Annotated in this window: 17 protein-coding genes, 1 tRNA gene and 1 pseudogene; 5 read left to right on the forward strand and 14 right to left on the reverse strand. The window is 62.3% G+C overall.

Annotation, left to right across the window (positions count from 1 at the left end; all coding sequences use genetic code 11):
• The 4 genes and pseudogenes from ACOZKU_RS21680 to ACOZKU_RS21695 form a co-directional block, all read right to left on the reverse strand.
• Positions 1-257 (reverse strand): annotated as a pseudogene (locus ACOZKU_RS21680) (hypothetical protein); the annotation flags it as partial.
• 39 nt (positions 258-296) lie between these two features.
• Positions 297-644 (reverse strand): YidB family protein, encoded by a 348-nt coding sequence (locus ACOZKU_RS21685; RefSeq protein WP_314090241.1) that lies wholly within the window; start codon positions 642-644, stop codon positions 297-299.
• A gap of 291 nt (positions 645-935) precedes the next feature.
• Complete coding sequence (locus ACOZKU_RS21690; protein ID WP_421580638.1) at positions 936-1781, reverse strand: DUF1365 domain-containing protein; 846 nt, start codon at positions 1779-1781, stop codon at positions 936-938.
• A 22-nt stretch (positions 1782-1803) separates the two neighbouring features.
• Entirely contained in the window at positions 1804-2184 is a 381-nt protein-coding gene (locus ACOZKU_RS21695; RefSeq protein WP_421580639.1) for a DUF2147 domain-containing protein, read from the reverse strand.
• 118 nt (positions 2185-2302) lie between these two features.
• Between ACOZKU_RS21695 and ACOZKU_RS21700 the strand changes: the two genes are divergently transcribed.
• Positions 2303-2704, forward strand: a complete 402-nt coding sequence (locus ACOZKU_RS21700) for a DUF2177 family protein (RefSeq protein ID WP_421580640.1) — start codon at positions 2303-2305, stop codon at positions 2702-2704.
• Here ACOZKU_RS21700 and ACOZKU_RS21705 read toward each other — a convergent pair.
• The 5 genes from ACOZKU_RS21705 to ACOZKU_RS21725 are packed head-to-tail and all read right to left on the reverse strand — an operon-like array spanning position 2669 to position 6406.
• Positions 2669-3268 (reverse strand): hypothetical protein, encoded by a 600-nt coding sequence (locus ACOZKU_RS21705; RefSeq protein WP_421580641.1) that lies wholly within the window; start codon positions 3266-3268, stop codon positions 2669-2671. The genes ACOZKU_RS21700 and ACOZKU_RS21705 overlap by 36 nt on opposite strands.
• Positions 3265-4302 (reverse strand): SAM-dependent methyltransferase, encoded by a 1038-nt coding sequence (locus ACOZKU_RS21710; RefSeq protein WP_421580642.1) that lies wholly within the window; start codon positions 4300-4302, stop codon positions 3265-3267. Before ACOZKU_RS21710 ends, ACOZKU_RS21705 begins: the two co-directional genes overlap by 4 nt.
• On the reverse strand, positions 4299-5114 hold the full coding sequence (locus tag ACOZKU_RS21715) for a DUF1295 domain-containing protein (protein WP_421580643.1): 816 nt from the start codon (positions 5112-5114) through the stop codon (positions 4299-4301). The genes ACOZKU_RS21710 and ACOZKU_RS21715 overlap by 4 nt, the downstream gene beginning before the upstream one ends.
• A 3-nt stretch (positions 5115-5117) precedes the next feature.
• Positions 5118-5771, reverse strand: coding sequence for a ChrR family anti-sigma-E factor (locus ACOZKU_RS21720; RefSeq protein ID WP_421580644.1), 654 nt, complete (start codon positions 5769-5771; stop codon positions 5118-5120).
• Positions 5768-6406: a sigma-70 family RNA polymerase sigma factor gene (locus ACOZKU_RS21725; protein ID WP_421580645.1), complete on the reverse strand. Its 639-nt coding sequence runs from the start codon at positions 6404-6406 to the stop codon at positions 5768-5770. Before ACOZKU_RS21725 ends, ACOZKU_RS21720 begins: the two co-directional genes overlap by 4 nt.
• Positions 6407-6572: 166 nt before the next feature.
• Here ACOZKU_RS21725 and ACOZKU_RS21730 point away from each other — a divergent pair, with 166 nt between their 5' ends.
• The gene (locus ACOZKU_RS21730; RefSeq protein WP_421580646.1) at positions 6573-7874 is read left to right on the forward strand and encodes an NAD(P)/FAD-dependent oxidoreductase; all 1302 of its coding nucleotides are present in this window, start codon (positions 6573-6575) and stop codon (positions 7872-7874) included.
• A 53-nt stretch (positions 7875-7927) separates the two neighbouring features.
• On the opposite strand, the gene ACOZKU_RS21735 is transcribed toward ACOZKU_RS21730, so the two are convergent.
• The 4 genes from ACOZKU_RS21735 to ACOZKU_RS21750 all read right to left on the reverse strand — a co-directional run bounded on the left by ACOZKU_RS21735 (position 7928) and on the right by ACOZKU_RS21750 (position 12451).
• Complete coding sequence (locus ACOZKU_RS21735) at positions 7928-10471, reverse strand: HWE histidine kinase domain-containing protein (RefSeq protein ID WP_421580647.1); 2544 nt, start codon at positions 10469-10471, stop codon at positions 7928-7930.
• The gene (locus tag ACOZKU_RS21740; protein WP_314090210.1) at positions 10452-10949 is read right to left on the reverse strand and encodes a biliverdin-producing heme oxygenase; all 498 of its coding nucleotides are present in this window, start codon (positions 10947-10949) and stop codon (positions 10452-10454) included. Before ACOZKU_RS21740 ends, ACOZKU_RS21735 begins: the two co-directional genes overlap by 20 nt.
• Positions 10950-11288: 339 nt before the next feature.
• Positions 11289-11364, reverse strand: a tRNA-Thr gene (locus tag ACOZKU_RS21745).
• A gap of 124 nt (positions 11365-11488) precedes the next feature.
• Positions 11489-12451, reverse strand: coding sequence for an NAD(P)H-dependent flavin oxidoreductase (locus ACOZKU_RS21750; RefSeq protein WP_421580648.1), 963 nt, complete (start codon positions 12449-12451; stop codon positions 11489-11491).
• 383 nt (positions 12452-12834) lie between these two features.
• Here ACOZKU_RS21750 and ACOZKU_RS21755 point away from each other — a divergent pair, with 383 nt between their 5' ends.
• Positions 12835-13971 carry a biotin transporter BioY gene (locus ACOZKU_RS21755; RefSeq protein ID WP_421580649.1) on the forward strand — a complete coding sequence of 379 codons (1137 nt, stop codon included), beginning with the start codon at positions 12835-12837 and terminating at the stop codon, positions 13969-13971.
• Between the two features lie 9 nt (positions 13972-13980).
• On the opposite strand, the gene ppk2 is transcribed toward ACOZKU_RS21755, so the two are convergent.
• Complete coding sequence (gene ppk2 / locus ACOZKU_RS21760; RefSeq protein ID WP_421580650.1) at positions 13981-14862, reverse strand: polyphosphate kinase 2; 882 nt, start codon at positions 14860-14862, stop codon at positions 13981-13983.
• 145 nt (positions 14863-15007) lie between these two features.
• Here ppk2 and phoR point away from each other — a divergent pair, with 145 nt between their 5' ends.
• On the forward strand, positions 15008-16309 hold the full coding sequence (gene phoR, locus ACOZKU_RS21765; RefSeq protein ID WP_421580651.1) for a phosphate regulon sensor histidine kinase PhoR: 1302 nt from the start codon (positions 15008-15010) through the stop codon (positions 16307-16309).
• Positions 16310-16498: 189 nt separating this feature from the next.
• Positions 16499-17533, forward strand: a complete 1035-nt coding sequence (locus ACOZKU_RS21770) for a substrate-binding domain-containing protein (protein ID WP_421580652.1) — start codon at positions 16499-16501, stop codon at positions 17531-17533.
• The last annotated feature ends 10 nt before the right edge of the window (positions 17534-17543 follow it).

Genomic DNA, 17543 nt, shown 5'->3' on the forward strand with positions numbered 1-17543 from the left:
TTCGCCGTCGATTTCGCCGGCTCCTTTTCAGGGGTCTTCGCGATATCGGCTTCGTCGGCGGCGTCGGCCGCAGCCGCATCCGCTCCGCAGAATTTGGCGCGGAAGTCGTTCCATTTCACGTCGGCGGCACTGCCGTCCGCCTTGGCAGCTTTGTACTTGGCGCTGCATTCCTTCATCGTCAGCGCGGAGGCGGGCGAGCCGGCGGCGAGCGCGGTGAGAAGGGCTCCGGCAGCAATGAAAACCAGTTTCTTGGTCATGATATCACCTATTTGAGGAGGACTTGCGATTGGGAACGATTAGCTGGGCAGGGTGCCATTCGGACTGGCCGTGTCGACCATCTTCGGCAGATGTTCGGCAAGGATTTGGGGCAGTTGATTCATGTCGACCCCGAAGGACTGCGCCAGATTGCGCAGGGTCTCGGAAGACAGCGCGGTTTTGATCTGGTCTTCGGAAATCGGCAGGTTCGACCCGGTTCCGATCCACGAGGAAACCTGTTCCCCGAGCCCAGCCTGATTGAGCTGACTGACGATGCCGTCAAGGCCGCCGGCATTCTGAAAGACCTGCCCTGCCACCGCCATGAGATCGACCGGCTTTCCACTCAGGGCATCACCGACGATATTCTGTAGTCCATCAAGTAATCCCATGGGTTCTCCCTTTGCAGTTTGATCCGCCCTTCACCTACAAGAGGAAACTAAATTATGATCAAACAAAGGCAAGCTCGGCCACGTCCAGGCCAGAAAACATTTGCAAACCGTTATCCCGGACTTCCGCCAAAGTTGCGATGGTGAGAGATGCCGTTTCAACGGCAAGGAGAGGCGGTATATCGCACGCCGGAGCGGAAGCGACACGCTCAGACGACGAGCCTGCGGGCGTCACCAAATCGCCAAGCGCTTTGGCACTTGCTATCGGCTAACCGCAGGAAGCATTGCCAGGCTTCACATCCTGCTGCTTCGATGAACACCTTCGTCGCAAAAGCTGGCTAGGGGTGGCGGCGGTGGGCTTTTGTGGAAGCGGGCACCCTTCAGAAAAAGCTTCAAAGCTTCCCAATGAATGCCGCCTATCACTTTCAGGGTCATGAAGGGGAATTTCAGGAGGTAGCTGGCAAGGTTTCTGTCCGTCAGCGGGGCGGCATCCGCGTTGAAAGTGGCGGCAAGCAGCGGTTCGTTGCCGGTGGTTTCGTGGATGCGCACACGCACGGTCTTGCCGGGTGGCAGGATGCGGAAGTGATAGCGAAGCCCCATTTCCATGAAGGGCGAGACATGAAAGATTTTCGTGCGCGTCTGGCGGATCCCCGCCGGGCTTTTTTCACCCGGCAGGACCGGCGCGACATAGCTGTGGCGTTCGCCGAACGTGTTGCGAACGGCATAGATTATGGCGATGAGGCTGTCTTCGGCATCATAGGCGAAATAAGTCGCCAGCGGGTTGAAAACATAACCGAACATGCGGGGATAGGCGAGGAGAAGGACGCGAGCAGCCGGTTTTTCGAGCCCCGCGCACGCCAACAGACGGTCGGCGAATTGGCGGAGCGTCTCACCATCTTCCTCGACATGGTCACCTTCGCGGAAAGACAGGATGCCCGGCCGATTGACCGACAGCAGGCGGGACATGCGCGCGAGATCATCCAACCGATCGATATCAACCAGCAGGGAGAAGACCGTATAGCTGAAACGGTGGCCGAAAGGGGTGAGGCGCTGATGCATGACGTTGCCGGCGTAAAGCGTGCCGGCAGCATCGGGTGGCAGCCCGTTCTCCGCCATAGTGGTGATCCGGTCGGGCCTCATGCACTGCCCCTTGCAGGAACGGTCATTTCGCAGGCTGCCAGTGCACGTTCTTGCAAAGGACGCCGCCGAGAATGCAGCCGCGGGTCAAAAGCGCGTTTTCGGAAACCTGCACGGTAATCGAGTAGGTACGGTCGCGCTTGGCATCATAAGCCGTTCCCGCAAGCGTGTCCGGCGATTTCGGCTTGAGCGACATGACGAGACGATCGCCGGCCTCCTCGCCCTTGCTGGTATCGCCAATCCAGAGATTGGTCGCGCAGATATTGCCGCCGCATGGCGCGATACGCACGCGCGCATTCCCATCGTCGCGCAGCCATACGCCGCTGGGATCGGCGGCTTGCTGTGCCTGAGACGCGGTGGCGGTGAGCATCAGGGCGGCGAATGCAGTCAGAACCGGTCGCTTCATCGATCCATCCTCCTAGCTTCACTCTCTATACGCACAGGCAGACCGTTTGGTTCACCCGCAGTGATCCGGCCCAAGCGGGACGGCGTAGAAACGGACGACCCTTTTCGGAGCGACCGGCATGAAAACCATCATCACAGCCTATCTGGCGGCAGGCATCGCCTTCCTCATCGTCGATGCGATCTGGCTGACGACAATGGCCGACACGCTCTACCGCCCGCTGCTGGGCGACAGGCTCGAGCCGCAATTCCGCCTCCTCCCGGCGATCTGCTTCTACCTCATCTACATTGCAGGCATCGTCTTCTTCGCGATCCTGCCGGCGCTGCAAGGCGGCGGGCTTGCCAAGGCTGCTTTGAACGGTGCGGTGCTCGGCCTCGTGGCCTATGCGACCTACGACCTCACCAACCAGGCGACGTTGAAAGACTGGCCACTTGCCATCACGCTCGCCGATATTCCATGGGGTGCCTTCGTGACCGCTGTCGGCGCCTCAGCCGGTTTTCTTGCCGCGAGACGTTTCAGCTGAATGTTCCGCGTCTGCCAGGAGGTTGGAGAAAAGCACGGCGACAAACGCCGTCAAGGCGCTCGCGCTCATGACATTCAGGCGGGCAAGAGCGGCATATTCGTTTGCGCCATACGTCGCCATCGGTGGACCATAGGCATCATGCAGCAGAAGGTAGGCGCCAAAGGCCAGCGCCGTCAGAAGAAACCCGGCAAGGCGTTCTTGCGGACGAAACAGCAATAAAGCGAGCAGGCCGCACGGAATGAGAAAAATCTCGACCGCTGAAGCCGTGCCGAAGAGCCAGGCGGAAAGCACCGTATTGCCGATACCGGCAAGCGGCAGCAATGCCCGGCCGGCAGTTCCGTTCCAACGCGAGACGGCCGGCACCGCGAGAAAAAACGGAGTGGAAAGGAATGTGAACCAGGCCGGCGTGATGTCGGAACCGACCAGCCAAAAAAGATAGAGCGGATAGAACGGCTGGTTCGACGCCACCAGCACAGCCACCGCATTGGCCGCAGCTACGCGAGGGTCGGGATGGCGGATATAGCCTCTGATGGCGGTGACCAGAGTGCCGAGCGGCGACATCATTGCCTTTGGCCGGCGGGGCGCAGACGATAGTGACTGACCCCCCATTCCTCACCGTCGGCATGGCCGAAGAGCCCGGCGGTCGCAAGGAAGAACAGCCGCCAGCGGCGCATCCACAAAGCGGCATCCCTGCCGTATGTCGCCTCGAAGAGATTGCGGATCGCGTCACGATTGCGATCGAAATTGTCGAGCCAGTCGCGCGCCGTCCGCTCGTAGTGCTTGCCGTTCCAGCGCCAATCCTTCTCGACGACGAAGCTCTCGCCGAATTCGCGCACCAGTCCATGGCTCGGCATGACGCCGCCGGTGAAGAAGTGCTGGGCGATCCAGTCCGATTTGTCGGCATGGTCGAAACGATACGCGGTCTTGCGGTGGGAGAAGACATGCAGGAAGAGCCGCCCGTCGGGCCGGATCCAGCTGCGTGCGCGCGCCAGCAGGGCCTGCCAGTTGGACATGTGCTCGAACATCTCGACCGAGACGATTCGGTCAAAGGTGTCGTCGACTGCAAAGCTGTTCATGTCGGCTGTGACGATGGTCAGATTGCGAAAGCCGCGCCGCTTGATCTCCCGCTCGATATGCTCGCGCTGCGAGGCCGAGTTCGAAACGGAAACGATTCGCGAGGCAGGGTAACGCTCCGCCATGAACAGGGACAACGAGCCCCAGCCGCAGCCGAGTTCCAGAATATCCTGCCCGTCTGTCAGGTCCGCGTGCGCGCAGGTCTCTTCAAGCGCGGCGATTTCGGCTTCTGCAAGCGTCGCGCTGGCTGTGCGATAGAGACAGGAGGAGTATTTGCGGCGTGGACCGAGCGCCAGCGCGAAGAAATCCGCTGGCAGTTCATAATGCTGGGCATTGGCGTCATCGGTGTGAACGGCAATCGGCCATGCACCCATCGATCTTGCAAAATCGACGTCCGTCGGACCCACGCTGCCGGCAAGCAGGCGACGGGTGCGGCCGACGAGTTGGCCAATCCCGAAGCGCAGGGCGCTATCGGGAAGCGGCAGGCGCTCGGCGGCGGTGATCGCGGCAAAGGCGAGGTTCATGTCGATCTCTCCCTGGATGGCAGGCCGGGCCAGAAGGCATTGACGCGATCGGCATAGGCGGCGAAGGCGATGCCGCGCGAGCGCCGCATATGGGCTTCGAGCGGCGGAATTCCCGAGACATGCACGAGCAGCCAGTACATGAAGGCTGGGCCAACGAGCGCCAACCAGCCCCAGCTCCACGCGCCGGAAGGGCCAATGGCGATGACGGCGTATCCGGCCCAGCCCAGCCACTGGAAGAAGTAGTTCGGGTGTCGCGACAGGCTCCACAGCCCTTCATCGCAAACCTTGCTCCTGTTGGCAGGATTTGCGCGAAACCGCGTCAACTGGGCATCGGCAAGCCCTTCGCCGAAGACGGCGACGAATAGGACGGCAACCCCGAGAAAATCACTCCATTGCAGGCCTGGAGCCGGATTGCGTGCAGCAAGAAAGATCGTCGCAGCGAGGAGCAGCGCAGCTGCAGCCTGTATCTGCAGGAAAAGGAAGAGGCGAGAACGCCAGCGCTCACCCCATTCTTCTCGCAGTCTCGCATAACGCGGATCTTCTCCACCGTGCAGCGTGCGTCGGACAATATGAGCGCCAAGCCGGGAGGCCCATAGCCCTGCAATAATGGCGACCATGACCTGGCGTTGCCAGTCTCCCGCCCAGCCATCGACGGGAACAAGGGCGGCAGCGATTCCGGCCGCCCCGACAAGAAACGACCAGACGGCATCGACCCAGCCGGAGAGAGCGCCTCTCGACACAGCAAGCCATACCGATGCCATGGCAAGACAAAGGGCAGCGGCAAGAAGAAGGAAAAGCGCCGCCGGTCCCATGGCTCAAATTCCGAAGATCGGTTGCAGCATACGGCCGATGACGCTCTTGAAGCGCATCTTGCCCTCCATCGCGGCGAGACAGATGCAGTCTCCATCCGCATCCACCACGGGCTGGTGTTCGACGTCCTCATTCATCTCCGCGAGATCGCCCGGCTCGAAGGTGCCGAACCTGTCGGTGAAAGAGCCCTTGACGATATAGGTGAATTCCGTGCCGACATGCCCATGATCGGGCAAGGCGCGGCCCGGGCCGACCTTGAGCAGGATCAGATTGGCCTCCAGATCCTGCGGCACGCCGACCCGGCTCATCTTCATGCCGGGACCAATCCAGCGCCAGCGCCCGATATCGCAGCCGCGCAAGGCTTCCGGCAGGCGGATACCCTCGATTTCAAGCGGCGCGAGCGGCGGCGGCACCAATGTCGCTGCGTCCTCTTCGGCATCGAGCATGGCGATCACGTCGCTCAGCGCGGTCGGCGAAAGCGCGGTCGGCTCGATATCCTCAAGAAGGGCGCCCCCGATCGCTTCATAGGTCCCGACGCGCGCGCGGCAGGCGGGGCAGCTTGCAAGATGCGCCGCAACGACGATGGCGGGGCCTGCGGCAAGCGTGCCGGCGGCATAGCGCATCAGGGTCTCGTCTGTGGCGTGATGGGTCTGGCTCATGATTGGTCTTCCAGCAGCCCGCGCAGGCGGTTCATCGCCAGGCGCGTTCTCGATTTTACGGTGCCGAGGGGAATGCCCAGTTCATCGGCGATTTCGGTCTGCGATTTCTCGCTGAAATAGGACAGGCGGATGATCGTCTGCTGCTCGGAGGAGAGCGATGTCAGGGCCATGCGCACCCGCGCATCGCGTTCGGCGCCCAGCAATCCGTCCTCAACCGTTTCCAGCGCGCCCTCGGGATCGGGCGGAAGTGCTGCGGGATCGCGCTGGCGGCGCAGATGGTCGATACGGATATTGCGCGCAACCGTGAAGATCCATGTTGCGACACCGGCCCGGGCCGGATCGAAATAGGAGGCCTTGCGCCAGACCGTCAGCATCGTCTCCTGCACCAGATCCTCCGCAACGCCTGACGATATCGTCCAGCGCAGGAAGAAGGTCTTCAGCCTTGGCCCGAAATAACGGAAGAGCAATGCAAAGGCCTGCCGGTCCCGCTCTTCGGCGACCTGCGCCATCAGGCTAATCAGCGCTTCGGGCGACGGCACCTGCTGCATATCCGACGAACTCACGACGGCGAGCCGCCGGCCTCTCGGCCCGCCCGGCCTGCGTTCAATCTCGATGGGGTTCGAAGCGTCATACATGCGTCCTTCTACGCCGCGCTCTCTGACGCGGATCACCTGTCCTGAAATAGGTGGCAATCGGTGATCCGCCAGGAGCCGGCATCCGTAGACGCTATAGAAAATCCCCAATCAAATCGACAGCCGCAGAAGGATCGACATGCGCCACTTCCCTCCATCGGACCGGCCTATGAAGATTGCGGTCGTCGGCACGGGCATTGCAGGCCTTTCCGCGGCCTGGCTTTTGTCGCAACGGCATGACGTGACGGTCTTCGAGGCGCAGGCGCGCATCGGCGGACATTGCAACACGGTGGACGCGGGGGGAATGCCCGTCGATACGGGGTTCATCGTCTACAACGAAACGACCTATCCCAATCTGACGGCGCTGTTTGCCCATCTGGACGTGCCGACCAAGGCGTCGGACATGTCCTTTGCCGTATCGATGGACAAGGGCCAGCTCGAATATGCAGGAACGAACCTTGCCGGCCTCTTTGCCCAGCGCAGCAATCTGGCAAGCCCGCGCTTCTGGTCAATGCTGCGCGATCTCGTTCGCTTCTACCGCCAGGCCCCGAGCGGTGTTCGCAATCTCGATCCATTCGCTAGCCTCGACGACTATCTCGATGGCGCGGGCTTCGGCCGGGCCTTTCGCGAGGATCACCTCTATCCGATGGCTGCCGCGATCTGGTCGACGCCGGCGCTTGAGATCGGCAACTATCCGGCGATCTCCTTCGTACGCTTCTGCGAAAACCACGGCCTGCTTAAATTCGTGCGTCGACCGACCTGGCGCACCGTCGATGGCGGCAGCCGCACCTATGTCGACCGACTGACCGCATCGTTTCGCGAACGTATCCGCACCAATGCGCCGGTTAGCGCCATACGCCGGGTGAACGGTGCCGTGGAGATTTCCGTGCCGGGAGCAGAACCGGAATGGTTCGATCATGTCGTGATCGGCGCCCATGCCGATCAGGCGTTCGGCATGCTGACCGACCGCTCGGAGCGAGAAGCGGAACTTCTCACGGCCTTTGCTTATGGCGACAACGAGACTGTGCTGCACAGCGATGAAAGCCTCATGCCGCGCCGCAAGCGGGTCTGGGCAAGCTGGAACTACCTGGCAAGCTCCGGCCGCGATGGCTCCGCCCCTAAAAAACCCTGCGTCACCTACTGGATGAACCGTCTCCAGGATATCCCCGACACGTCACCCCGTTTCGTGACGTTGAGCCCGCTGCATGCGCCCGCCGAAGACAAGGTCCTCTGGCGCGGCCTTTATCAGCACCCGTTGTTCAATGCCGCGACGCTTGCGGCGCAGAAGCAGCTCTGGTCCTTGCAAGGTCAATCGAACACCTGGTTTTGCGGCTCCTATTTCGGCTCCGGTTTCCATGAAGATGCCATCCAGGCGGGGCTCGCCGTCGGCGAAAGCCTCGGCGGTATTGCTCGCCCCTGGGTCGTCGAGGCGGGATCGGATCGCATTTTCCGGAGCCATCAGCCCGCTTAGGCACGGAAACGCCAAATCGCACGCCATCGCCAAACATTGGCGTCAATCCAGGCTCACGCCGACATCAGAGACGCGAGTGCCGCCACGATCGCGCTGCGGCTATAGGGTTTACGAACGATGGGAACGCCGGTGAAGGCTTCAGGGAGTTCCGCCCCCTCGCCGTAGCCCGTCGCAAACACGAAGGGCGTGCCCCGTTTGCGCAGTTTTTCGGCGACGGCGAAGGAATTCGTCGGACCAAGGTTGATGTCGAGGATGGCGAGATCGGGCGGGCTGGCGTCGATCTGCGCCATTGCCTGCTTCACGGAATTGGTCGTCGCGACCTTCGTCAGGCCCTCATCCGCCAGCATGGCCTCGAGGTCCAGCGCGATCAGCATCTGGTCCTCGACGATGAGCACGGAAGGATCAGCGGCCTTCAGGGCGTTCGGTCGTGCGGACAGATCGTCCGGCGTGTCGATTGCCAATGCCGAGCTCGATGCGGTGAGCTTCACGTGCGGCGGCGGGATTTTGAAGGTCGCCTCCAGCCCCGCGGGTTCGAAGCGGATCGCGCTTTCGCCATTGAGGTCGTAGGGGACGCTGCGCTCGATCAGGGCGCTGCCGAAGCCGCTGCGCGCGGGAATGTGTACGATGGGGCCGCCCTGCTCCCGCCAGCGAATTTCGCAGACAGTTTCCTTCGCCATCGTCCAGGAAATCTCCACCGAGCCTGTCGCAACCGACAAGGCGCCATATTTGGCGGCATTGGTCGCAAGCTCGTGAAACACCAGCGCCATGACGGAGAAGGCCCGGCTGTCGAGCCAGATGGCCGGACCGGAATAGCTGACGGTCGACGCCTTCGTCCGGTAGGGCTGAAGTTCCGCCTGCAGCAGATCGGCCAGAATGCCGCCGCCATCGCCGCGCACCACCTGGTCATGGGCGACCGAGAGGGCCTCGATGCGGCCCTGCAGCGTGGCGACATAGTCCTCCAGGCTGCTCTTGTGATGCTGCGGGCTCGTCACCAGCGACTTGATGACGGCCAGGATGTTTTTCACACGATGGCTCAGTTCCTGGTTCAGCATGCGCTGCCGCACTTCGGATTTGCGCCGCTCGCCAGCCATCAATTCGTTGTGGCGCAAAACGATTTCGACGATCGAAACCCGCGCGATTTCGGCGATTTCCCGCTCGGCCTCCGTCCAGACCTGAGCCTGCGCCTTGACCGTTTCCTTCCAGATCGCAAAGCTCTTGCGGGGCGTGAGCCGGTCACCGAGCGGCCCCGTCTCGTAGGTCTTTTCAGGGTTGCCCGCCCAGTCCAGCGTCTGCACCAGTTCCTTACGGAAAAACAGGAGACAGTCAGATCCCGTCTGCGAAAGCGGAATGGCGAGCAGACCGGACACGCGGTCGCTATAGGCTGCGGCCTCAGGCACCTTCTGCAATAGCGCGTGTGTTGCCCAGACGCGGCCTTCGCTGGCGATCCTAACGACGTCAAGAAGATGGGCGACCGCATCTTCCGGCGGGGTGGCGCCGAGGCTCGTCCATTTCCCGTCAAACATCAGGCCGACCCCGTCATTCGGCAGAAGCCGGGAGAATTCCTGCAGGCTCTGGCGAAGCAGTGCCCCGACATCCTCGTGATGAGCCGAGAGAATGAGGAAACGGTCGAGGGCTTCGCGGGTGCCGGCAACGGCTGCGACGCGCTGGCGCTCCTTGAGGGATTTCAGGTGAAGCGAAAAGAATTCACCAAACACCTCCATGGCCACGCGCTGCGCCATGGGCAAGGCAAGCGGCGAATAGTGGTGGCAGGCAATCAGGCCCCAAAGCGTGCCGTCGACAATGATCGAGATCGACATGGAGGCGGCGACCCCCATATTGCGCAGATACTCGCAATGAATGGGGGAGACGCTGCGCAGATGGGCAAAGCTGAGATCGAGCGGCTCGCCGGAGGTGTCCAGCACCGGGGTTACGGGCACCCGCTCGCCGCTGGCGTCGGCAATCACGCGGATCGTGTTCTTGAGATAGAGCGCTCGGGCCTGCTGAGGAATGTCGCTTGCCGGAAAATACTGGCCGAGAAAGCTCTCGAGATCGCCCCGTTTCGTTTCGCTGACGACCTTGCCCGCGCCGTCCTGCTCGAAACGGTAGATCATGACGCGGTCGTAGCCGGTCGCACCCGCAACGATCCGGCCTGCGCGCTGCACAAGGCGGTCGACATCGGTGATGTCGCTGATGCGGCCGATCATTTCACGCGCGATATGCAGCGGCTGGCCGACCGCAGGCGCCGGCTCGAACTCGATGATAACGGCGGCTTTATAGTGGTGGATCGCGATGTCAAAGGTACGCTCACCGCACATTACGCCCAGAAGGAGCGCTGGCCGCGCCGCCGTCGACGCGGTTGCGAGCGCATTGCGCAGGTCATGCAGCAGCTTCTGGCCGAGGACGTCACCGACACCGCGACCGAGCAGATCGCGTTCGAAGCCCAGGATTGCCCGCGCATTTTCCGATACGCGCTCGATCGTCGTCAGACCGATATCGCAGGCCAGAAGGCAACCATGCGACTGTATGCTGCCGGGAATGTGAATGGGCTCTCGGTCGCAAGTACCCAGATTGACAGGTTCATTGGGCGACAAAGACATCACTTTCAAAGCATTGCAGGGCGAAGGCAAAGACTGCGTTGGCAGACGCAGCTGCCCGCTCGACGTCGAAGGTCTGCACGTCGTCCAAGAGTAATAGAAAGGACTGCCACTGCGCTATATCCTTTGACATAACGGCGAGATGCCGCGCGCCAAAAGTCTCATCCAGCCCCAGTGCCGCTGCCCTCTGCCGAAGAACCCGGGCGCCAAGCGTCGAGCCCTCCAGCACGTAAAGCGCGCCGAGCAGGGCACTGTCGTCGGAAAGATCCATGTCGGGATCAAGGTCTTCCGGGAACGACAGGTTGAGGTCGATTGCATCCTCCTCAAGCGTCTTAGCGAGTGCAGTTGGGCGAAAGCGCCAGCCGGCTGGCCAGATCACGTGTTGCAACGCGCCGTCCACGGCAGCGCGAAACCTGCCAAGTCCCGCCAGATAGCGCCGATACTGCTCCACCGTATCGAAACCGCCGACGGCGGCGTCCAACCGTTCATGTATGCTCTGTGTACGCTCCCTCAGATCAAAGCGCCGTCCACTAACCGCCAATCGTTCTTCCTTCCATCGGGACGTCCCCAATGCTCATCAACCCGCATTCTTGGATGAAATGATGACATAGTGATCAGGAACGCCCGCATAACCGGGCCCAGCGTACAAATCACGCAGAAATTACGTCGCAGGCGCCGTCGCGACAAGGGACACTGTAGAAAGGTCAGAGGAAATCGACATTCCCGTACGGCCGGCAGCTTCCTATCACGGAACCGAGTTAAGGCTCTAAACGAGCGCACAAAGGTGCATTTGGGGTAATCAGCATTCGTTGAAGGAAAATGGTGCCGCTTACGTGACTCGAACACGTGACCCCGTCATTACGAATGACGTGCTCTACCAACTGAGCTAAAGCGGCCTTTCCAAGGCTCCGAAGCATATCGGGCCGGAATGGGTGCGCTGATAACCGCTATGCGAAGAGAATTCAAGCGGGGAGTTTCAACTTCCGCATTTTTCCCGCGCTGTTTCTGTCCGCGCCGGGCTCAGCCGGCGCAAAGGCGGGTGCGGGCGGCCTGGTATTCGCGGTCCAGTCGGGCGACGAGGTCCGCGACGGGGCCGATGGCTTTTACCGCGCCGATGCCCTGGCCGCAGCCCCAGATGTCCTTCCAGGCCTTGGCGCCGGTCGTGGCGGTTTCGAAGTCCATCTTGGACGGATCGGCTTCCGGCAGGTGGTCGGCGTCCATGCCGGCGGCGGTGATGGAGGGTTTCAGGTAATTGCCGTGGATCCCGGTGAAATAGTTGGAATAGACGATGTCGGCGGCCGCGCTGTCGACGATCATCTGCTTGTAGGCGTCGGCGGCGCGCGCTTCCTCCGTCGCGATGAAGGGGGAACCGATATAGGCCATGTCGGCGCCCATCGCCTGGGCGGCGAGGATCGCGCCGCCGGTGGCGATCGCACCCGACAGCAGGAGGGGGCCGTCGAACCATTCTCGGATTTCCTGGATTAGCGCGAAGGGCGAGAGCGTGCCTGCATGGCCGCCCGCACCCGCCGCGACAGCGATCAGGCCGTCGGCGCCCTTGCGGATCGCCGAGTTGGCATGGCGGTTGTTGATGACGTCGTGCAGCACGATGCCGCCATAGGAATGTATCGCGGCATTCACCTCCGGCACGGCGCCGAGCGAGGAGATGACCACCGGCACCTTGTATTTCACGCACATCATCAGGTCGTGTTCCAGCCGCTTGTTCGAGCGGTGGACAATCTGGTTGACGGCGAAGGGGGCCGCCGGGCGGTCGGGATGTTTGGCGTCGTGCGCGGCAAGGCCCTCGGTGATTTCCGCCAGCCACTCGTCGAGCTGGGCTTCCGGCCGCGCGTTCAGCGCCGGGAAGGCGCCGATGACACCGGCCTTGCATTGTGCAAGGGTCAGCGCGGGGTGCGAGACGATGAAGAGCGGCGCGCCGACGACGGGCAGGCGCAGCTTGTCCTTGAGGATCGCGGGCAGGGCCATGAGGAAATCCAAATCCGATTTTGACGTTTACGAAAACGTCAAAAGAATAGCAGCGGGAAGTGCCTGTGAAAAGAGGGGCGGTCACGCGTCGCGTGTCGTGCGCGTGGATGCTGGCAGGGCGTTGCGGGACGTTTGAGTAGACGGGCGGGCTTGGCTGCGTGCTGCGACCGTGGGGAAACAATCTGCCTAGGCCGAAGGTAATGGCCTGCCCATCCGTTATCTGGTGTCCGCTTATCCCCGGCGAAGGGCGCCGGTTTCGGCGGGAAGGCTTGCGCAATGGTGCGGTAAACGTTACGCAAAACCTAACAAAAGCCGGAAAGAAGGGCTCTTTCCACAGATGGATCACGGCCGCCTCGTCTGGCGGCTCCGCAGAAGGGTCTCATGTGAGCGGACTGGAAACGGCAATCAGAAACGCGCTGGCGCGCTCTGAGCGTGCGAATGCCGAAGTTCGCGCACGCATCTACCAGTCGGCGCGCAACGCGCTGGAGGCGGGCCTGCGCAAGCAGGAGATCAACGATCCCGAGACGATCACGGCCCAGCGCCACCGGCTGGAAGCGACCATCCACGAAATCGAGGCGGAAGAGCGCGCTGCCGCCACCCCGGCGCCGGTTCGTGACGTTCGCGTCGAACCGGTCGTCGAAGCGCGCCCGCGGCCTGAGTTGCGTACCGAGCGGGACACCAGACCGGAGCCGGTACTCGATGCAGAGCCGAGGGCCGAGGCCCGCGAGGCCGCAGCGAGCGATATCGGTGGCATCCGGCCTGAGCGGGCCGACGGCTTTGCCAGGGATGCGAGACCCGCTGCCGAAAGCGCCACCGTCAACGAGGCATCGGATTTCAAGCCCGAGCGCGTGGCAAAGGCCCGCAAGCGTCGCGGCCGGCTGTTCTCCTTTCTGCTGGTCGTCGCAACCCTGGTCGCGGCCTTCGGCGCGCTGGCCTGGTGGGTGCAGTCGAGCGGCCTGCTGAAGGACCTGCAGAACGGTGCCGACGACTCGACCCCGCCCGCCACCGTCGCGGGCGAGGATTTCTCCGGCGACGACCCGATCAAGAAGGCGCTCGACACGCAGAACCGCTTCTCCGCCGACTGGCGCGCGATCTTCTCGCCCGACGATACGGCAAAGCTCTCGGCGGGCGCTGCCGGCCGTTTCGAGGCGGTCAGCACCAATGAGGGGCCGGCGGTGCGCATCACCTCTACCAATCCGGACCGCGACGGCGCGGTGCGCATCGAGGTCTCGCCCGAGATACTGAACGAAATGGGCGGCAAGACCTCGACGGTGGCGCTGACGGTCCAGTCCGCAGGCGACAAGCCGGTGCAGGTGTCGGTGGAGTGCGATTTCTCCACCATGGGCGGCTGCGGCCGCCACCGCTTCACTGTCTCCGAGCGCACCGACATCCTGTTCCAGGTGGAGTTCGACCGCTCGCTCTCGCCCAGCGAGCCGGGTCATCTTCTCATCAACAGCGATGTCACCGGTGGCGATGCGAGCGTCAATCTCTATGCCGCCCGCATCCAGCCGGGTGAGTGAGCTCTGGCGTTATTTCACGAAACCGGGGCCTGAGCCGACGATCTTGTCGTCGATCTCGCCGATTGCTTGTCTGTCCTTGCCTTCGTAGTCGAGAGTCTTGAGGATGTGCCGGATCAGGTTGATGCGGGCGCGGCGCTTGTCGTTGGCGCGAACGACGGTCCAGGGCGCATGGTCCGTATGGGTTTCCTTCAGCATGCGGTCGCGCTTTTCCGTGTAATCGTCCCACTTGTTAAGCGCCGCGATATCCATCGGCGACAGCTTCCAGATCTTGAGCGGATCGTGCCGGCGATCGTGAAAACGCTTGAGCTGCATTTCGCGGCCGATATTCAGCCAGAACTTGAAGAGATGGATGCCCTCCGAGGTGACCATTTTCTCGAAGCGCGGCGTCTCTTTAAGGAATTTCTCGTATTGCGCGGGCGTGCAGAAGCCCATGACGGGCTCGACGCCGGCGCGGTTGTACCAGGAGCGGTCGAACAGCACGAACTCGCCCGCCGTGGGGAAGGTCGAGACATAGCGCTGGAAATACCACTGGCCAAGCTCTGTCTCCGTCGGCTTGGTGAGAGCCACGACACGGGCGGATCGCGGGTTCATGTAGGACATGGTAGCGTGGATCGCGCCGCCCTTGCCGGCGGCATCGCGGCCCTCGAAAACGGTCATGATGCGCGTGCCGGTCTTCTGCTGCCAGACCTGCACCTTGACCAGCTCGATCTGGAGAAGCTTCAGCGTCTTCTCGTAGTCCTTGTTGTCGAGCTTCTTGTCATAGGGGTAATCTTCGGAGCCGAAGGCCTTGTCGTCGATCCAGTCGGGAAGCTTCGGATCGTCGATATCGAACACCCGCTTCTTGCCGTGAATATCCAGCTCCACTGCCCGGCTTTCGGCCTTTTCCGCCATGGTCCACTCCTTCAAATCGGGGCGCGGTTCACGCCGCGTAAACCGGAAGGTGGCCACAACCGCATTGCGAATTCAAGCGTACCGTGAAAAACATGTCATGAAACCGCGCTATTCCTCCAGAATCGGTGGAGGCGCGGAGAACAGAATGCTTGCGAGGGAATGGGTGGCGGTTTCGGATCAGCGGACGGGTTTCGGCTGGCTGGCAGCGCAATTATGGGGCGTGCGGGTTCTGATCGCCTCGGCGGTTTTTGTCGGATTTATGATCTGGCTTGCCGGCCTGCATCTGGGCTGGGTGTCGTTCACCGTCCTGCTGCTTGTCATTGCCGGCCTGCTGCGCACCGACAGGCGCATGGTCGAGACCGGCCGGACGATGGCCGTCGGCCCCTCCGCCGTCGCGGTGCCGGAGACGCCGTCGGCCGATCCGCACAGGCAGGAACTCGCCGCTGTCGCCGCCGTGCTCGGTGCGCTCGATGCGCCGGCCATCCTTCTGTCCAGCCGCGAGGCGATCAAACTCCAGAACCGCGCCGCCGAGGCGATTTTCGGCGTGATCCCCGCCGGCAGCGATCTGGCCGGCCGCATCCGAGCGCCCGGAATTCTCGACATGGTGCGCGATGCTATCGCCGCCGGCCAGCCGCGCGAGACGGAGCATGCCGAGCGCCTGCCGTCCGAGACGGTCTATGTCGTGCGGGTAGCGCCGCTGGCGGAAACGGCCATTGGCGAGCCTCTTTGGCTGCTCACCTTCCGCGACGTCTCGCAGGCGCGCCGCATCGATCGCATGCGCTCCGACTTCATCGCCAATGCCAGCCATGAATTGCGTACGCCGCTCGCCTCGCTGCGCGGCTTCATCGAGACCCTGCAAGGGCCGGCGAAGAACGACGTGAAGGCGCATGATCGCTTTCTCGGCATCATGCACGAGCAGGCGACGCGCATGAGCCGTCTCGTCGACGACCTGCTTTCCCTGTCGCGCCTTGAGCTGCGCTCGAACCTCACGCCCGACCAGACGGTGGATCTCGTGCCGCTGATCGCCCATGTGCGCGACAGCCTGCAGCCGCTTGCAAGCGACCTCGGGGTCGAGATCGCGCTCGCCTTGCCCACCCACGCCGTCGTGGTCAATGGCGACCGGGACGAGCTGGTCGAGGTCATGGAGAACCTCATCGAGAACGCCTGCAAATATGGCCAGGAAGGCAAGCGGGTGGATGTGGCGCTGACGGGCGGCGGCGATGCGCCGGTCGAATTGTCGGTCACCGATTATGGTCCGGGCATTCCACCCGAACATGTCCCGCGCATCACCGAACGTTTCTACCGGGTTAACGTGGAAGCGAGCCGGTCCAAGAAGGGCACAGGACTCGGCCTTGCCATCGTCAAACATATCCTGACCCGCCACCGGGCACGCCTGGTTGTGAAGTCCGAGGTGGGCAAGGGCACGGTCTTTACCGTGCGTTTTTGACATAAAGGGATGCCGCCCTGTCGTTTCGCTGAAAATTCCTGAATATTTTCAGGTGCTTGGTGTGTCACAAATGTTTCGCGAAACTGACATAAAAGAGAGGGCGTCCGGGGTTTAGAGAAGAGCCGCCGGTCAACGGCAGACAGCGCGAAAACAGCGCTTTCCACACACGTCCTCTTCGGGAGAACCCAGATGAAATCTCTTAAGCTCACCCTCGCGGCGCTCGTTGCCTCCGCCGCTTTCGCAGGCGTTGCCGTTGCGCGCGATCAGGTCCAGATCGCCGGCTCGTCCACCGTTCTTCCCTATGCCAAGATCGTCGCCGAGACGTTCGGCGAGACCTTCCCCGATTTCAAGACCCCGATCGTCGAATCCGGCGGCACGGGCGGCGGCCTCAAGGAATTCTGCAAGGGCGTCGGCCCGGAGACGCTGGACATCGCCAACGCTTCGCGTCCGATGAAGGACAGCGAAATCGAAGCCTGCAAGGCAGCCGGCGTTACCGAGATCCAGGAAGTCAAGATCGGCTATGACGGCATCGTCTTCGCAACCGACAGCGGCAATGCCGACCTGAAGCTCGAGCCGAAGGACCTCTACTTCGCGCTCGCCGCTGAGGTCGTCGTTGACGGCAAGCTCGTCGCCAACCCCTACAAGAAGTGGTCGGAAGTCAACAAGGACCTGCCGGACGCTGAAATCGCCGCTTACATCCCGGGCGAAAAGCACGGCACCCGCGAAGTTTTCGACGAAAAGATGCTCGCTGCAGGCTGCAAGGCCACCGGCGCTCTCGACGTGATCAAGGCTGCCGTTGCCGATGAGAAGGAACAGCATGCCAAGTGCATCGCCGTTCGCAAGGACGGTCTGGCTGTCGACATCGACGGCGATTACACCGAAACGCTGGCCCGCATCGCCGCCAACAAGACCGGCCTTGGCGTGTTCGGCCTTTCCTTCTACGAAAACAATGCCGACAAGCTGAAGGTTGCGACCGTCAGCGGCATCGTTCCGTCGACCGAGACGATCGCGTCCGGCGAATACCCGGTTTCGCGCCCGCTGTTCTTCTACGTCAAGAAGGCGCATCTCGGCGTTATCCCGGGCCTTAAGGAATATGTCGAGTTCTTCACGAGCGACGACATGATCGGCCCCGACAGCCCGCTGGCTGAATACGGCCTCGTTCCGGCTCCGGATGCCGAGCGTGAAGAAGTCCGCAAGGCCTTCGCCGACGGCAAGATCATGTAATTGACGTTGG

This window comes from Shinella sp. M31, from assembly GCF_049199205.1.
Classification (GTDB): Bacteria; Pseudomonadota; Alphaproteobacteria; order Rhizobiales; family Rhizobiaceae; genus Shinella.

Coding starts and splice junctions, on each gene's coding strand:
- ACOZKU_RS21685 (WP_314090241.1), bottom strand. CDS start 644: ATGGGATTACTTGATGGACTACAGAATATCGTCGGTGATGCCCTGAGT.
- ACOZKU_RS21690 (WP_421580638.1), bottom strand. CDS start 1,781: ATGAGGCCCGACCGGATCACCACTATGGCGGAGAACGGGCTGCCACCC.
- ACOZKU_RS21695 (WP_421580639.1), bottom strand. CDS start 2,184: ATGAAGCGACCGGTTCTGACTGCATTCGCCGCCCTGATGCTCACCGCC.
- ACOZKU_RS21700 (WP_421580640.1), top strand. CDS start 2,303: ATGAAAACCATCATCACAGCCTATCTGGCGGCAGGCATCGCCTTCCTC.
- ACOZKU_RS21705 (WP_421580641.1), bottom strand. CDS start 3,268: ATGATGTCGCCGCTCGGCACTCTGGTCACCGCCATCAGAGGCTATATC.
- ACOZKU_RS21710 (WP_421580642.1), bottom strand. CDS start 4,302: ATGAACCTCGCCTTTGCCGCGATCACCGCCGCCGAGCGCCTGCCGCTT.
- ACOZKU_RS21715 (WP_421580643.1), bottom strand. CDS start 5,114: ATGGGACCGGCGGCGCTTTTCCTTCTTCTTGCCGCTGCCCTTTGTCTT.
- ACOZKU_RS21720 (WP_421580644.1), bottom strand. CDS start 5,771: ATGAGCCAGACCCATCACGCCACAGACGAGACCCTGATGCGCTATGCC.
- ACOZKU_RS21725 (WP_421580645.1), bottom strand. CDS start 6,406: ATGTATGACGCTTCGAACCCCATCGAGATTGAACGCAGGCCGGGCGGG.
- ACOZKU_RS21730 (WP_421580646.1), top strand. CDS start 6,573: ATGAAGATTGCGGTCGTCGGCACGGGCATTGCAGGCCTTTCCGCGGCC.
- ACOZKU_RS21735 (WP_421580647.1), bottom strand. CDS start 10,471: ATGTCTTTGTCGCCCAATGAACCTGTCAATCTGGGTACTTGCGACCGA.
- ACOZKU_RS21750 (WP_421580648.1), bottom strand. CDS start 12,451: ATGGCCCTGCCCGCGATCCTCAAGGACAAGCTGCGCCTGCCCGTCGTC.
- ppk2 (WP_421580650.1), bottom strand. CDS start 14,862: ATGGCGGAAAAGGCCGAAAGCCGGGCAGTGGAGCTGGATATTCACGGC.
- phoR (WP_421580651.1), top strand. CDS start 15,008: ATGCTTGCGAGGGAATGGGTGGCGGTTTCGGATCAGCGGACGGGTTTC.
- ACOZKU_RS21770 (WP_421580652.1), top strand. CDS start 16,499: ATGAAATCTCTTAAGCTCACCCTCGCGGCGCTCGTTGCCTCCGCCGCT.